The 16,737-nt window shown below is 66.6% G+C and carries 5 protein-coding genes; all 5 read right to left on the reverse strand.

Annotation, left to right across the window (positions count from 1 at the left end; genetic code table 11):
• Window positions 1–209: 209 nt before the first annotated feature.
• Genes IB274_RS06585 through IB274_RS06605 form a run of 5 tightly spaced genes read right to left on the reverse strand, consistent with a single transcriptional unit; the run spans window position 210 to window position 16,541 of the window.
• Complete coding sequence (locus IB274_RS06585; RefSeq protein ID WP_192431213.1) at window positions 210–2,309, reverse strand: HlyD family efflux transporter periplasmic adaptor subunit; 2,100 nt, start codon at window positions 2,307–2,309, stop codon at window positions 210–212.
• Between the two features lie 5 nt (window positions 2,310–2,314).
• Window positions 2,315–3,655, reverse strand: coding sequence for an efflux RND transporter periplasmic adaptor subunit (locus tag IB274_RS06590; protein WP_192431214.1), 1,341 nt, complete (start codon window positions 3,653–3,655; stop codon window positions 2,315–2,317).
• Window positions 3,648–4,424 carry an efflux RND transporter periplasmic adaptor subunit gene (locus IB274_RS06595; protein ID WP_192431215.1) on the reverse strand — a complete coding sequence of 259 codons (777 nt, stop codon included), beginning with the start codon at window positions 4,422–4,424 and terminating at the stop codon, window positions 3,648–3,650. Before IB274_RS06595 ends, IB274_RS06590 begins: the two co-directional genes overlap by 8 nt.
• A complete protein-coding gene (locus IB274_RS06600; RefSeq protein ID WP_192431216.1) occupies window positions 4,411–5,955 on the reverse strand; it encodes a TolC family protein in 1,545 nt (514 codons plus the stop codon). Before IB274_RS06600 ends, IB274_RS06595 begins: the two co-directional genes overlap by 14 nt.
• Window positions 5,956–5,993: 38 nt before the next feature.
• Complete coding sequence (locus IB274_RS06605) at window positions 5,994–16,541, reverse strand: VCBS domain-containing protein (RefSeq protein WP_192431217.1); 10,548 nt, start codon at window positions 16,539–16,541, stop codon at window positions 5,994–5,996.
• Window positions 16,542–16,737 lie beyond the last annotated feature (196 nt).

Raw genomic sequence — 16,737 nt, forward strand, 5'->3', positions numbered from 1 at the left:
GTTTGTGCTTCCCCCTCACCCCAGCCCTCTCCCTCAGGGAGAAGGGGCGGATCGTGCCGGTGGGAACCATGGTTTCATCCTGCCCCGAACGGTCCCGGAGGGAGCAGATCGTGCCGGCTGACGCTGGGGTTTCAACCGGCACCGCACAGTCGCCTCTCCCTCTGGGAGAGGGTGAGGGCCGATCCGAGCGCAGGAGTATCTGCTGGGAGCTAAAACCCACTCTCCCGCAAAGCCACCGCCAGCAATCGCGTAAACCCTTCGCCCAGCCAGCTGCGCCGGGCGCCTTCGATCTGCAGGTGGCCGCGGGTTTCGTGCAGGCCAGGTGGTGCGCCGTCGAGTTTCACCAGCACATGGAACAGCGCCGGGTTGGGCACCAGCGCCTCGCCCTGCGGATTGACGTTCAGCGGGCCGCCGTAGCGCGAGGCGAGCATCGGCTGTTCCAGCTGGCTGATGCGTGTGGTGCCGATCAGCACCACCTGGCCGTCGATGGGGTTCGGCACGCCTTCGGGATAGAAGCGCACCTGGCCGCCGTCGGTGAGACGCTGCACTTCGTCCTGTTTGACGTAGGCGTCCACCAGCCAGTGCTGCGGGTCCACCAGCACGCCGATGGGTTCGCGGGTGTTGATCCACTGGCCGGGCTTCCAGTCGGGGTTGACGTCCATCCAGCGCCCGGCGAACGGCGCTTGCAGGTTGAGGCGGGCCATCTCGTTGCGCGCGGCGCGGGCCTGCTGGTACTCCACGCCCAGGCGCTGGCGGGTAACGGCTTCCTCGGAGAGACCCGAAGGATCGGCCAGCATGCCGGCCAGGCGCCCTTGATAACCACGAATGCTGGCCTCGCTGCCGGCCACCTTGGCGGCGATATCGGGCTCTTCCATCACCGCCAGGGTTTCGCCCTTGCTCACCTCGCCGCCGGGGCGCAGGTCGCGCAGCAGCGCGGGGAAGGGGGCGTAGACGTGCAGTTGCTGCGCCGCGCGGGCCACGCCCATGGCATGTACCTGGGTGCGCCAGGGGATGGCGAGCAGCAGAACGATGGCGCCGAGCAGCGCGAGAAACACCAGCTTGCGCCGCGGTTTCACTTCCGCGCGGCGCTGCCACCAGACCTTGAGTTCGCGCCACACGGGCTGAACGATGAACCAGCTGATTTCCACGGCGAACAGGAAGATCCCCAGCAGTTTGAAGAAGAAGTAGTAGACCGCCACGGCGATGCCGAGGAACAGCAGCAGGCGGTAGACCCAGGTACCGAAGGCGAAGGCCACCAGCGCCCGGCGCTTGCTGGTGGGGAAGTGCTCCGGCCAGGGCTCGTCCAGTCCCAGCAGGTTGCGTCTTAGCGTGGTGCGTGCGAGGGCGCCGGCGCGTTCATGCAGGTTGGGGAAGTCCAGCAGGTCGGAGAAGATGAAGTAGCCGTCGAAGCGCATGAAGGGGCTGGCGTTCAGCGCCAGCGACAGCGCCCAGCTGGTGGTCGCCAGGTACAGCAACCCGTTGCGCAAGGGACCGGGATCGGCCAGCGCCCAGCCCAGCGTCGACAGCCCGGCCAGGCCCAGCTCGGTGATGATCCCGGCGCTGGCAATCGCCAGGCGCTGGCGGTTGCTGCGCAGCTTCCAGCTCTCGCCGGTATCGGTGTAGAGCATCGGCCACATCACCACGAAAGCGATGCCCATGTGCGCGACCTTCAAGCCCAGCCGCGTCGCCACCAGTGCGTGGCCCAGCTCGTGCAACGTCTTCGCCACCACCAGCGCGGCGGCGAAGCTGAGCAGGCCTTCGAAGGAGAAGGACTCCACCACGTCGTGGGTGAAGGTGTCCCACTGGTGCGCCACCAGCACGATGCCGGTAAGGCTGAGCAGCAGCACCAGGATGGCCACGTACCGGTTGAACAACCAGTCGAGGCTGCCGGCGATGGCGCGCAGGAAGCGCTGCGGACGCAACAGCGGGATGCGGAAGAACAGGTAGTGGTGCAGCCACCAGTTCCAGGTCGTCCACTGTTTGCCTTCGCTGCGCGCGGCCAGGCGCGCCAGGGCTTCGGGGCCGGGACGCAGCAGCTGGTGGTGTTCGAGGAACTGGCGGAAGCCCAGCACCTGCTCGGCATCGGGCTTGAGCGCGGTCTGCTCGGCGATCTGCTCGCTGATCTGCCGGGGCGTCTGCTCCCAGCGCAGCAGACATTCGAACTCCAGCCAGCCGATGCGGTAGAAGCGGTTGAGCACGCTGTCCTGGATCACCCACACCGGCTCGCCATCCGGGCCGGGCGCGGCTTCGTCCAGGCGCAGATCGTCGCGTAGCGGCGGGGTGGGCAGGTCTTCGGCGGCGATGTCCATCGCTACTACCAACCGGTCCAGGCGCGCAGGGATGCCAGCGGGCGGCGCAGCAGGTAGTAGCCGAGCATCACTCGCTCGCCATACAGCTTGGCCGTGCCGTGCAGGCCGAGGCGGGCATGGGGCGGGGCGTCCTGCACGCTGGCCAGCAGGCGGTAGGAGGCCACGCCTTCATCGCTGGGCTTGGCCTGGTAGCTGGTGTCGAGGATTTCCCCGTGCAGCGGGTCGAGCGGGTAGGCGGTGAGGAACAGCGCCACGGGTGCCCCCGGCTCCAGCGCGATGGCATCGGCCACCGGCAGCTGGATGCGCATACCCGGTGCCTTCGGGTCGGCGATCTGCAGGATGCGCTCGCCCGTCACCACCGGCTTGCCCAGCCAGTCGTTGGGGTCGCTGTACACGGCCACGCCGGTGCGCGGCGCGAGTACGCGGGTGCGCGCCAGTTGCGCCTGCACGGCGGCCAGTTCGGCGCGGCGCTGTCGCGAGCGGCCGTCGAGCACCGACAGTTCGCTCTTGCTCTGCGGGTTGTCGAAGGCGCGCTGGCTGGCGGCCATGAGTTCGGCGTCGGCCACGGCAACTTCCTTGGCCAGCACGTCGGCGCGACTGCGCAGGGTGGTTTCGTCCAGCTCGAAAAGAGGCGTGCCGACCTCGACGCTCTGGTTCGGGCGCACCAGCATCTTGACGATCACGCCGTCGATGGGCGAGCTGATCACCTGAGCGTTGCGTGAGACTATTTCCGCCGGCGCCAGGGCGGTCTGTCGCACCGGAATCAGCAGCAGCGCGGCCAATGCAATGACGCCGACCATTACCTGGCGCGTGCTCGGTCGCCAGTAGCGCAGGCGGGTGCGGGGCCCGAACGACGCCCAGGCGTGCGCCCAGGTCTGCCAGATGCCCTGCAGAAGCGGTTGCAGGTTGCGCGCCGGCGGCTCGTCGAGCAGGAACAGCACCAGCCCCAGGCGCTTGCCGGCGCGGTCGTGCAGCGGCACGCACCAGAGTCCGGCTGGCCACCATTCGCTCCAGCCCTCGGCGATGTCGGCGGGCGGCTCGATGGCGTCGCGGGCCAGCCAGGTGGGTGTGGCGTCGGGTAGTTGTCCGGCGACCCAGCGGCTGGCGCGTTCCAGCCAGACCAGATAGGGCGAGTCTTCCGTGGGCTTGGCCAGGCCGGACACCGCCAGCAGCTCGTTGCGCGATTCATGGCAGGCGAACACCAGCGCCTGGTGGAAACGCAGCAGCGGGAACAGGTCATTGGCGATGCTGAAAGCGAGGCCTCCGAGGGAGTCGGCCGTCAGCGCCTTGTCCCGCACATTGGCCAGGCTCAGCAGCAGCTGGGGTGGCGGCAGCAGCTCACTCATGGCTTTCGGGGAAGCGCGCGACCCCGCTCATGCCGGCGATCAGTTCGGGGTAGCTGGCGTCCAGCTTCGCTTCCAGCTCGACGGTTTGCGCCACGGCGTCGACCCGCGCGTTGATCACGCTGACCTTGGCCGGGTAGTGCTTGCCGGTTTCGTGGATGTCCACTTCCAGCGGCATGTCCGGGCGCAGGCTGGGCAGCATGGACGAGGGCACGTTGAGGCGGACCTTCAGCGCGCCGTCGCTGACCAGGTCGAACAGCGGCGTGCCGGCGGTCACCGTCTGGTACGGCTTGACGTAGACCTTGGCGATACGCCCGGAGAAGGGCGCATCGACCAGGCAGTAGCCGGCCTGGGCGCGGGCCAGGGTGAGGGCGCCGTCGGCCTTCTGCACTTCAGTGTTGGCCATGGCGACTTCGAGGTCGCCCACGGCATCGAGCTTGCGCAGGTTCTGCTTGGCGGCGAGGTTGGAGCGGGCCATGGTCAGTTCGGCGGCGGCGACCTTGGCGCGGGCGTTGACCTCCACGCAGTTGAGCTGGGCCAGCTCGGCGTCCTTGGCGACCTTGTCGCCCAGGCTCGCCTTGAGCGCGCCGAGGGTGCCGTTCATTTGCGCGGAAAGGGTGGTTTCCAGGTTGGACACCAGCAGCACGCGGATGGCGCCGGGGTCCTGGTTGTCCGGCAGCGGCGGCAGGCCGTCGGGGGCGTCATCGGCCAGCGCCGGCTGGAGCAACATCAGGCAGAGCGGGAGGAGCAGGTACGGCTTACTGCGCGGCATTGGCGGTTCCTTCTGTGCCACTGGAGGTGCTGCTGGCGAGCAGGTTGGTACTGGTCTGTTGTTCCAGCGTGCGCTGGATTTCCCGCGCCAGGGTCTTCACGTCGTGGTTCTCGATTTCCTTGGGCATCACCTCGAAGCCCACCGAGTTGTATAGCCGGCCCCATGCGGCCTGGGCGTCGGAGTAGGCGGCTTCGCGCTGGTAGCGCGAGAGCAGGAAGCGGCCTTCGGCGCGGATCAGCTCCAACTCGCTGCCCAGGGCGGCGCCACGGGCGGACTGGGCATAGCTGAGCAGGCTCTGGTCGACGCGCAGGCTCTCGTCGGCGAACTCCACTTCCTGCCTGGCCAGCTGATAGCGCAGCAGGCCGACGCGAACCTGGGTGAGGATGGCCATGGACAGCGCGGTGCGGCGCATGTCGTCGGTCTTTTCCTGGCTGGCCTCGGCGGCCTTGATGTCCGGGTACTGCGCCAGGCGCAGCAGGTTCATCGAGACGTTGATGCCGGTCTGGTTCCAGTCGTTGTTGTACAGGTACTTGTTGGAGTCGTACTCGTAGCCGTAGTTGAAGCTCACGTTGGGCCACAGCTGGGCCTTGGCGATCTTCAGGTCGTTCATGTCGACGCGCTTCCGGTACCACTCCTCCATGATTTCCGGGCGGCGCTCCAGCGAAAGGCGTTCGAGTTGCTCGACGTTGTTGGTCACCAGCGGCAACGCCTGCTCGCCGATGTCGGCCAGGACCATTTTGGTGTTCGGCGGCAGCGACATCAGCGCGGCCAGTTCGGCGCGGGCGAATTCCAGGTCCTGGCGGCGCACGGTGAGCATATACACCGAGTCGAGCAGGGCGCGCTGGTAGGCGAGGATGTCCTGGCGCGGCAGCAGGCCCTTGCCCTCGGCCTCGCGGGCGGAGGTCAGCGCGCGGTGGGTGCGCATCAGCAGGCCGTCCACTTCCGGCAGCAGGCGCTGGGCGCCCAGCGCGCGCCAGTAGGCGTTGCGCACGTCTTGCAGGACGTTCTGCGCGACCTTCTCGCGGCGCTCTTCGGCCATCAGCATCTGGTCGTTCTTCTGCTGGGTGCGGTAGTAGGCGACGCCGAAGTCCAGCAGGCTCCAGGACAGGCCCAGGCTGTAGAGCTGGCGGTAACGCTCTTCCGAGGTGGACGGACGCAGGCTGACCTGGCGGTCCTCGATGCCGATGGAGGTGCCGCCCGAATCATTGTTGCGCCCGGCGTAGCCGGCGGAGGCGACCACCCGCGGCAGCATCTCGTGACTGGTGACATCGCGCAGGTCGGAGGCTAGCGCGCTTTCCAGCAGTTTCAGGCGGTAGTCGAGGTTATATTTCAGGGCGCGCGCCGAGGCTTCGTAGAAGGTGATCGGCCCGCTGACCGGCTCCTGCTCCTTGTACATCCGCGCCTGGTCGTCGATCACCCGCTGGCGCATTTCCTCCTCGGTGTAGGGCTTGGGCTCGAACGCCGAGCAGGCGCTGAGGAAGAGGCTGACGGTGATGGTGGCGCTCAGGCATTTCAGTGCGTAGGCAGGCATAGTCTGTCCTTGATCGATCCTAAAAAGTCGCGAGTTCCTCATTGGCCGCTCCGGCGCTGGGCGGCCTCGCGCAGCTGGGCGCGGAAGCCCTGGGTGTTCTGCGCCTTGTCAGCCTTGCCGACCATGTCGGCGGGGAAGGGTGCCCACAGCGACGGGTCGGGCAGCAGCCCGTCGGCGCTGAGGCTGATGACGCCGTGGCGGCCGTCCACCCAGTTCTTGTCCAGCGTTGCCGCGCGGCGGCTTTCGGCCACGGCGCGGGCGACGAACTGGCCCTTGACCTGGCCCAGCTGCGCGCCCAGCGACGGGCTCTCGATTTCCGGCGTGGCGAAGATGTCGATGTTGCTGCCGTCGGCGCCCCAGTTGGAGAGCGACAGGCGATCGTCGATGCGCTCGACCACCGGCTGCACGAAGATCGCCGGGTCCACGTCCGGGAGGCGGTCACGCGGGTAGCCGTCGTCGCCGAAGCGGTCGAAATGCGGGCCCGGCGGGATGTACGGCGTGGCGATGTCCAGGGTAATGGTCAGCACGGCATCGTCGGTGGCGCCGGCCAGGTCGCTGATGGTGTAAGTGAAGTAGTCCTTGAGCACCTGCCCGAGCCCGGCCGCCGCCAGCACTTCGCGGTTGCTCAGGTCGATGGTGTAGGTGTAGCTGCCGTCCGCGTTGAGGACGAGCGTGCCGTAGCGCCCGGCAATCGGCTGGCCGATCACACCAGCAGTACCGCTGCCGGTTTCCTGGCCGGTACGGATACCGGTGACGGTCAGCGAGTCGCCGCCATCCACGTCGCTGTCGTTGGGCAGCACGTTGCCGGTGGCCTGCGGTGCCGGCGTCTGGTCGGTGGCGCTGTTGCTGTCGTCGCGCGCCACCGGATTGTCGTTGGCACCCTGGATGACCACGGTCAGGCGCGCGTCGGAGGTAGCGCCGGCGGTGTCGCGCATGCGGTAGGTGAAGACTTCCTGCAGCTTCTCGTTGGCGCTGCGCATGGCCTGCACAGTGGGGTTGTCGTTGTCGACGCGGTACTCGTAGCTGCCGTCGGCGTTGATCGTCAGTTTGCCGTAGAGACCTTGCAGCACGTTGCCGGCATTGGTCGTGGCGCCATTCTGGTTGGTGAAGTTCACCACCGACTTGGTTTCGCCGTACTGCACGCCATCGACATCGGTGTCGTTGTCCAGCACGTTGCCGCGCGGGTCGAAACCAGGCGTGCCGTTGTTGATCCCGCCCGCTTCCACGGCCAGTGCGTTGTCGTCGCTGGCAATCGGCGTGTCGTTGCGCCCGTCGATGGTGATGGTCAGCACTCCTGGCGTGGCGCCGCCCCAGATGTCCGCGCTCAGGTAGGTGAACTTGTCCTGCAGGGTCTGGCCGCTGGCGCGCAGGGCTTCGACTTCCGGCAGGGAGTTGTCCAGCTCGTAGCTCCAGCTGCCGTCGTAATTGATCGTCAGGGTGCCGTACAGGCCGCGCAGACTCTGGCCGGGAACGGTGGCATCGGGCGGAACGGGGCCGTCGCCGGCCCAGTACGAGACGACGTGCATCACATCCTGCGGGATGGTGGTGATGGTGTCCGGATCGGTGTCGTTGGCCAGCACGTTGCCCGATGGATTGCTGCCCGGCACGTTGTTGTGCAGGCCGCCGTCTTCGACCGCCGTGCCGAAGTCCGGCGCGGTGTCCGGTGGCTGGTTCTGGCCACGGATCAGGATGATCAGCGTGGCCTGGTCGTTGAGGCCGCCATCGTCGGTGACCTGGTAGGTGAAGGATTCCAGGGCGAACGCCAGCGGGCCGAGGGCGATGATGTCCGCGTTGGAGTTGTCGACGAAGTACTGGTAGCTGCCGTCGGCATTGATCACCAGGGTGCCGAACGCGCCGACGATGGTCTGCGGGCTGCCGGGTGTCACCACCACGGTGTTCACCTGCGCACCCTCCGGGCCCACCGCGATGGTGGTGACACGCATGTGATCGCCGGCATCGACATCGGTGTCGGCACCGATGCCGGCGAAGATCCCGGTCAGGCCGGTGATCACGTTGCCGGTGGGGTTGCGCCCGCCGCTGCCGTCGAGGTTGGCCACCGCGTAGTTGATGTCGTCGTTGGCCACCGGGGCGTCGTAGCGGCCTTCGATGGTGATGGTCAGCTGGGCAATGGAAGTGGCGCCAGCGGTGTCGTGCATGCGGTAGGTGAAGGCTTCGGTCAGCGAGTCGCCGTTCTTCAGCGCCTGCACGGCGGCCAGGCTGTCGTTGACGGTGTAGGTATAGGTGCCGTTGGCGTTGAGGGTCAGGGTGCCGTAGGTCCCTGCGATCACGCCGCCGCTGGCGGTCAGGTCGATCAGCGTGCCGCCGGCGCCTTTGGTGCCAGTGCGCACAGCGTCGACCACATGGGTTTCTCCGTAAGCCGCGCCGTCCACATCCAGATCGTTGGGCAGCACGTTGCCGGTGGCGGGCGCGCCGGGCGTGGTGTTCAGCGTGCCGCCGGCCTCGATGGCGGCCCCCGTGTCGTCGGCAGCGATGGGAGTATCGTTCTGCCCGTGGATGATGACGGTGAAGGTGCGAGTGACGGTCTTGCCGTTCCCATCGCTGACGCTGTATGTGAAGACTTCGCTGAGCGTATCGTTGTAGGTGCGCAGCGACTGCACCGCCGGATCCAGGTTGTTGACTACGAAGCGGTAGCTGCCGTCGGCGTTGAGCAATAGCACGCCGTAGTTTCCGGCCAGGTCCGTGCCCACGTTGCCACTGACGCCGTTGGGGTTGACCACGGCGGTGATGGTGAGGACATCGCCATCGGGGTCGGTATAGGAGCCTCGGATACTGCCGGTCGGGTCGAGCCCTGCGACGTTATTGAGCAGGCCGCCGGCTTCGGTGGCGTGGATGACGACGGGCTGCACGATGGGCGGGTCGTTGACCCCGAGCACGGTAATTACCAGCTGCGCCTGGTCGGTCAGCCCGCCCGTGTCATGGATGCGGTAGGTGAAGATCACGTCCAGGCTCTGGTTCGCGGTGAGTGCGCGGATGGCCGGGTCGGCGCTGTTGACCACGAAGGTGTAGGTGCCGTCGTCGTTCAGGCTGAGCTGGCCGAAGTTGCCGCTGATGATGCTGCCGTTGGACAGCCGGGCGACCGTGCCGGTGATGTTGGTGGTGATGCCGTTGACGACGCCGGTCAGGGTGCCACCGGCGGTTTCCAGCCCGGAGCGCACGCCGTCGACCTTGAGCTTGTCGGCGTTGGGCCGGTCGACAGTGTCGACATCGGTGTCGGTGCCCACCCCGGCGTTACCGGTGATCACATTGCCGCTGGCATTCACCGCTGCCGGGCTGCCGTCGCTGGCGCCGGCCGTGGCGTTGCCGTGATCGTCCACCGCCACCGGGGCGTCGTTGGCGCCCTGGATGCTCAGGGTCAGCGTAGTGATGGCGCTCAGGCCGCCCTTGTCGGTGAGCTGGTAGGTGAACTGTTCGGTAAGTGGAGGATCGCTGGGAGCCAGCGCTTGGACCACGGGGTTGCTGTTGTCGACCACGTAGCGGTAAGTGCCGTCGGCGTTGATCGTCAGGCTGCCGTAGAGACCGGCGACGGTGGTCGGTGAGCCGGGGGCGACCGGGAGGATAGCGCCACCGCCGGTGCCGTCGAAGCGCACCAGGGTGACGGATTTGGTTTCGCCCAGGGCCACGGAGTCCACGTCGGTGTCATTGGTCAGTACATTGCCGGTGGCGTCCTGCCCCGGCGTGCCGTTGTTGGTGCCGCCGGCCTCGATGGCCGTGGCGGTATCCGGCACCGCCACGGGGGTATCGTTGGCGCCGTGGATGTCGATGGTCAGGGACGTGGAGCTGGAAAGCCCGCCGGTGTCGGTGATGAAGTAGCCGAACGAATCGCGCAGTACGTCGCCCGCGGTGCGCAGCGCCTGGACTTCGGCATTGGTGTTGTCGACCACGTACTGGAAGCCGCCGGTCGCGGTGATGTAGAGCGTGCCGTAGCGGCCGGCGAGGCTGACGACACCGGCAGCGGGCACCACCACGAAGCCGCCGGTGGAATTCTCCAGGCGGGTGACCTTGAGGATGTCGCCGTTGGTGGCGATGTCCACGTCGGTGTCGTTGTCCAGCACGTTGCCCGTGGGGTCGACGCCGACCGTGGCGTTGTTCGAGCCGCCGGCTTCGATGGCGATGGCAATGTCGGGACGGGCGATGGGCGCGTCGTTCACCGGGTCGATGACGATGTTCAGGGTGTCGGTGTCTTTCAGGGCGTCGTCGGGGTTTTCGCCGGGGATGCCATCGCCGTCCGCGTCACCGAAGTTACCCTGGTCGTTGGTGACCATGGTGAGGGTTTCGGCATTGCGGGCGGTGTTGAAGTCCTGGTCGCCCTTGTAATAAATCTGGCTGAGCAACACGTTGATCTGCTGCAGGGTGCCAGTGAGCACCAGGGTGCGGCCGGCGCCGGCCGGAGGTGCATCGTTGGCGCCGGGCGTCGTTGCGCTCTGCCAGAGCACGCCGTGCACCACGCTGAGGGTGACGGTCATGACGCCGTCGGTATTGCCGGCGTTGACGTCGACATCGCTGGTGGCGAGGCCGACGATGTGCAGCACCGTGTCTTCCTGGCCGTGCTGGTCGGCGACGGTGTTGATCGGCGCTTCGTTGAGATGCACGTAGCCGGCATCGGCGATGCCGATGGCCCCTTCGGCGAGGTTCAGGTTGATGTTGCCCAGGCCGACGGTGGAGGTCCCGCTGTCGGAGTCGACGCGCACGTGGAAGCGGTTGTTGCTCGCCTGGGCGAAGTTCTGCGCCACCGCCACCAGGTAATTGCCCGAGGGCAGGATGGCGAACTGGTAGGTGCCGTCGGCGGCGGTCACCGTGCTGAAGGTGCGGTCGTCGGCGTTGCCGAACACGCCGTCGTCGCCGGCCCAGGTCAGGGTTACGTCGATGCCGCCAAGGCCAGGGCCGTCAGGCGTCACGCTATCGGTGGCCGACTTCGTGTCATCCCACAGGGTGCCTTGCACCACGCCCATGCCGGCGCCGTCGCTGAGGATGTAGTTGTTCAGCCCGCTGACGCCGTCCTGGCCGGTGCGCTCGCCGTCGGCGCCGCCGGCGGTCAGTGGCAGCGAGCCGCCCCAGCCGGCGTTCTCGAAGCTGGTGGGTAGGCTGGTCCAGGTCAGGACCGCGGAGCTGGTGACGTCGTCGGGAACGGTGGTGTTGGGCAGGGTGACGCTGTAGATCACCTGCACCTTGTCGTTGACGTTCAACTGGTCGAAGTTGAGCACCACCTGACCGCCCACCACGCTGGCGGTGACGCCTGCCGGCAGGTTGCCGGTGGTGTAGTTGGTGCCGTTGATGACGATGCTCTGGATCGCGTAGTCGCTGCCGTTGGGGAACTGGTCGCGCAGCACGACGTTGTACGCCGGTACTTCGCCGTTCTGGGTGAAGCTGACCGAGACTGTCGCGTTGGTGGTGCCGGCGACGCTGCCGGCAGCGATGTCGATCACCGACTTGTCCATGCCGGTGAAGCTCGGTTCCACGACGTGCTCGAAGATCGTGGCGCTGTGGCCGCGGTCGACCCCCGCGCCGTCGCCGACATGTTCGAACACATTCATGCTCAGCTGCGCGCCGCTCTGGTTGCTGGCGATGTTGGCGACACGGACGTTGAACTCGAGGATCACCCCTTCGATGTCGCCGTCGTTCACCTCGGTGTTGGTCAGGTTGCCGAGGTTGAAGGTGATGGTCCGGCCGTCAGGAGAAATCTGCAGGCGCCCGCTGTTGATATTGAAAATGCCGGTGGGCTTGTCACCGGAGAGGTCCGGATGGATCGGCAGCGAGACGTCGCTGTTCTGGTTGCCGATCATGGTCAGCGAGCCGCCGCTGATCAGATTGGTGGCGTCCGTGGTGAGCCCGCCCGTGCTGGAACCCAACGCGATGAGAATGTTGTTGAGGTCGGCGGGAATGAATTCCAGTCCGGGGGCCAATTCGATACGAATCTGGTAGTTGGGGTTGTCGCCGGTGGGCACTACGATCGCCACGCGGTAGCGGACGATCTCGCCGACCACCACGGTTTCCTGCAGGCCGGCGGTATCGGTGGCGCCCGAGGAGTTGGTCGCTGGCGGCGTGGCGTCGAGACCGCCGACGCGGGAGACCTGGATGCCGTTGGTGACGGGAATCAACAGTGTGTTGATCTGCCGGTAGTCGTTGAGCACCCCGGAATTGAGCAGTCCGTCGTCGCCGCCGCGCTCGCCCGCGAGGGTGTCGGTGGTGTTGCTCAGGCCGTCCAGGCTGGTCCAGCGCACCACGACGTTGTTCGTGATGACCGCCTGGCCGGCTGCCGAGGCGTTCACCACGCCCGACAGGGAAATGATGATGCTGCCGCCATTGGCGATATCGATGTTGGCGCCGTTGGCGGTGACCAGCTGGCCGTTCTGGATGATGAAGTCCACGCCGCCGTTGTTGGTGGCGCCGTTGTAGACCTTGCCGGTGATCACGATGTTGTCCATCTGCGTGGGCAGTATGTTCAGCAGGCTGAGATCGAAGGCATTGGTGCCGGAAGTGTTGCTGATGGTGATGGTGTAGGTGACCGTGTCGCCCTCGTCGAAGCCGCCGTAGGTGGGGGTGGCCGTGACCTGCTGGCTCACCGTCAGGGTCGGCTCGACGATGGTCACCGAAGGCTGCTGCGGGCTGGCGACGGTGCGGTCCACCGCCGTGGCGCCGTTGGGGGTATCGCCGTCGGGGTCGCTGTAGGTCAGCTGCGCGCCGTTGTTCAGGGCGACGCCCTGCTGGTTGCCCTGCACGTTGCTCGCCACCAGCACCAGGCGGATGACGAAGGCGTTGTTACCGATGTTGTTGTCCGCCGTGGAGCCGGCGGCACTGAACAGCAGGTTCAGGTCGCCGCCATCGCTGCCGTCGCCGCTGAAGGTCAGCACCGAGACGTTGCCACCGAAATCCTGGCCCAGCGCGCCGCTGCCGGCGACCGTGGTGATGATCTGGTAGCCCGCACCGCCGAAGGCCGTGAGATCCAGGCGCAGACCCGGCGGAATCAGGTCGGACAGTCGCAGGTTGGCGGTGCTTCCTTCGGGCAGGGTGACGACGATGTCGTAGGTCATCTTCTCGCCGATCACCAGGTTGCTGCCGGTGGTGTGCCCGGCGCTGGAGTCGTCGTCGGTGAGGCTGCCGTTCTGGTAGGTCTTGGTGATGGTCGGCGCGGCCACCTGCTGGTTGGCGACTTCGACGATGTCCACCGGCGTGAAGTCCTGGCCGCCCTCGACGCTGGCGTAGTGGGTCAGCGCGGCACTGCTCTGCAAGGTGCGTGAGGCGAGGATGGCGTTGTCTACGGTGACATCGTAGGTGATCACCACGACGTTGGCACCGGAGAGGTCGTTGGCCGTGCCGGCGCGGCCGGCGAGCAGGGTGCCCTGGTTGTTGGCATCGAGGAAGGTAATGCTGTTGCCGCTGACGCTGTAGTCGACGCCCTGCACCAGCAGAGAGCCGTCGCCGCGATGGATCTGCAGGTTGGCGGTCGACAGGCTGCCGCCGACGAAGGCCAGGCCCGCCGGCAGGGTGATGCTGGTGGCGACATCGTAGGCGTTGCCACCGCCGCTGTTCTTGATGGCGGTAGCCAGGCGCAGGGTGTCGGCGCCGTCTATGCCGCTGACGTTGCCGTCCACCGCCGCCAGGCTGGTGACGCTGCCGCTGAAAGGTGTGCCGGTGGTGCCTGGCTGGGCCCAGGTGCCGGTGGTGCCGGTGACCGTGCCGTTGGTGGTGGAGACCACGCCGTGCTTGATGTCCAGCACTGGCTCGGCGACCGATTCGATGACCGCCACGTCCGAGGAAATCAGCACCGTCTTGTCGATGGTGGTGGTCTGGCTGGACTGTGCCAGCACGTCGAGTTCGCGCTGGTCCGCAAAGGGCTGGTCACCCACGACCATGGTGAACTGCACCTGTACGCGGCCACCGTTGAGGCCGCCGGAGGTGAAGTTGCCGAAATTGAAAATGATCGAGTTGCCCGGTCCGGTGCTTACGCTGTCGGGAATGTCGGCAATGTTGTTGCCGGCCCCGAAGGTCCACTGACCCACACCTGTGCCCTGTGCCCAGTTGACGCCCGGGGCTGCCAGCAGGGGCAGTGGCAGGTAGGCGGTGAGGGTGAAGTTCTCGTAGTCGGCCACTAACAGGTCGTAGGTGATGGTGAAGGTCACTACGTCGCCAGGGCGCAGCTCGCTGTTGGCCGGTGGCGCGCCGCCGTTCACCTGGGTCAGGCTGATATCGATCTGCGAGGTCTTGATGGTGCTGGTGGTGCTCGAACCATCGGTCTGCTCGCCGCCGATGTTCAGCGAATCGCGCAGCACGCTGGCATCTACCACCGCGTTGTTGCTGACGCTATCGCCTTCGTTGAGAGGGTCGTGGGGCGGGTGGTCGGAGGTGTAGGCGGTGTCGATGGTTGCGTCGTAGACCAGGGTCAGGCGCGTCGCGCCTTCCTGCACGTCGCCATCCCACAGATCACCGAACAGCGCGTAGAGTCCCGGCCCCTGGACGGCGGCGGCGATGGAAGCGCCGATGTCGAAGATCAGGGTGGTGCTGCCATCGGCGTTCACCGTGGCGGTGTAGATCACCGGGATGACCTGCGACGCGCCGTGTTGCTGGATGACGATGCTCGGCGGATTGGCGGCGGAGAAGGTCTGGCCGTCGCTGAGCAAGTCGGTGACGGTAAAGCGGCCCTGGCCGAGGATGTTCTTGCCGAAGGCGTAGAAGTCCGAGATGGCCACGTCCATGGTGTAGCGCAGGGTATCGCCGGGGGTGATGCCGGGGGTGCCGACATCGGTCTGCAGGTTGACCGTCTTGAGCAGGGTGATCGACTTGGCGACGAAGGTGACGCCCGCGCCGTTGCCGGTAACGGTGAAGGGATAACCGTCCGGGTCGGTCGGGCGATCGCGCACGTCCAGCGGGTTCCAGTCGCCGTTCACGGTAGCGGTGCCGAAGGTGATAGTGCGCGGGTTGCCCGTGGCGGGGTCGAGCACCGGTCGCCCGGCGGCGTCGATCTCCGGCACGTAGAAGCCGACCGTGGTGGTGCTGGCTGCGCTCAGCGTGTCGTAGTGAATCGTGTAGCTGGCGACGAAGGCGTTGGGGTTGTTCAGCGCCGCGGCGATTAGCGTCGGATTGGTCAGTACGGTGCCATCGTGCAGGGTGATCGAAGTCAGGGTGCCGCCGGCGCCGGGGGTGATGGAGCTGACGTGAACCTGGTCGGGCACCGTCTGGGTGACGGTCACGTTGGTCAGGGTCTGGCCGGGCGCTGGCGTCACGGTGACCGTCTCGGTGCGGGTGAAGTTCGGCCCGGTGACGGTCTCGCCCTCAGGCATGTCCACCGTCTGGGTCACCGACAGCAGGGTCGGGGTGACCACGAAGCTGTGCAGCGCCGCTTCCACCAGGGTCGGGTCCTGGGCTGGGTTGTTCAGCGAATCGTTCCCGTATTCGAAGCCGCCGCGGGCGTTGATGGTGAGGTTGGGTGCGCCGTCGGAATAGCTGGTGTCGGCCAGGTTGCTCAGCTGCGCGGTGACCTGAATGTCGATGGCCGGCTGGCCGCTGGTGACGCTGGCGTAGGGCAATTGCAGCACCACCATCTGGTCGCCGGGCTTCATGCCGACGCTGGCGGCGTTGATCACCAGGGCATTACCGTTGGCGTCCTTGGCCAGCGGGTGGGTGGCGTTGCCATTGGCGTCGAACGTGATCACGTAGCTGGTGACCGCCTGGCCCAGGTACGTGGCGGAGACGAAGGTCGCTCCATCATTGCCGTCGCGCCCGGTGGCGGGCATGAACAGATCGATGTACGGCGCGAAACCAACCTGACTGGATGGGTTGCTGAAGATGACGTCGAAGGTGAAGGTATCGCCCAGCCGAACTGCCGCGCCGCCGCTGCCCATGGCCACGGTGGGACTGGCATCGGCGAGCAGGCCCTGGAAGCTCACCAGGGTATCGGCGCTCAGGGCGATTGACTTGTCCACGTCGCCCGCGCGCACCTCCAGGTTCCAGTCGCCGCCCGCGCCAGTGGAACCGGTGGCATTGCTGGAAGCGCCGACTTCCGCGCCGGTCCAGCGCGCCAGCTCGTTGACCAGCGCCTGTCCGGCGCTGCCCGCGCCGACATCGCAACCATAGAGCTGGATGTCCGCACCTGCGTTGAGTTCGCCGCGCCAGGCGCTCAGGCGATCGCCAAGCTGGTCGACGCTCTGGCTGGTGAAGGTCTGGTTACCCAGGGTGAATTGGCCGGTGGCGCCGTGGGAGAAGATCTGGATCGAATCGACTTTGCCCAGTTGCGTCAGCGCGTTGCTGATAGCCGCGATCGCGTCCTGCCCTGCGTCCACCACCAGCGCGGTGGTGCCTACCGGCAAGTTGGCGGCGAGTTGATCGCGGTTTTCCAGACGGGCATCGATCACCACCAGGTTGCGCGGCGCCGCCTGCGTGGGAGCGGCTGCCTGTGCGCGAGCCTCGACGGCGGTGGTCGGCTTGGTCGTATCCTTCGCCTCGGCGGCGGTGCTGTCGTGATGTTGCTGATCGACCGCCGCGGCCGCGGCACCGTCGAAAAGGATACGTTGTTCCAGCGCCAGGGCGTGGGCGACTGGCTGGAAGAGCTTCGAGCGGTATTTGGCCTGCATTTCCCTAATTCCGGCTAGTAATTCCCCAGAGAAAAGCAGTCCTACGCATATCTGCTTACGGAATTGACGCTAGTCGGGATTGGAATTTTCGCCAGCAGAACAGGGACATAACCGACACACTGGCGCCGAAAATGTCGCGGAAATGTAACGGCGATCCTACAGGGGCATGGCAAAACACCTGTCAGACAAAGCATCT

The sequence above is a fragment of the Pseudomonas sp. PDM18 genome (genome assembly GCF_014852585.1).
GTDB lineage: Bacteria > Pseudomonadota > Gammaproteobacteria > Pseudomonadales > Pseudomonadaceae > Pseudomonas.

Bases quoted from the DNA above. Each gene is read 5' to 3' on its own strand.
- IB274_RS06585 (WP_192431213.1), bottom strand. From the start codon at position 2,309: ATGGACATCGCCGCCGAAGACCTGCCCACCCCGCCGCTACGCGACGAT.
- IB274_RS06590 (WP_192431214.1), bottom strand. From the start codon at position 3,655: ATGAGTGAGCTGCTGCCGCCACCCCAGCTGCTGCTGAGCCTGGCCAAT.
- IB274_RS06595 (WP_192431215.1), bottom strand. From the start codon at position 4,424: ATGCCGCGCAGTAAGCCGTACCTGCTCCTCCCGCTCTGCCTGATGTTG.
- IB274_RS06600 (WP_192431216.1), bottom strand. From the start codon at position 5,955: ATGCCTGCCTACGCACTGAAATGCCTGAGCGCCACCATCACCGTCAGC.
- IB274_RS06605 (WP_192431217.1), bottom strand. From the start codon at position 16,541: ATGCAGGCCAAATACCGCTCGAAGCTCTTCCAGCCAGTCGCCCACGCC.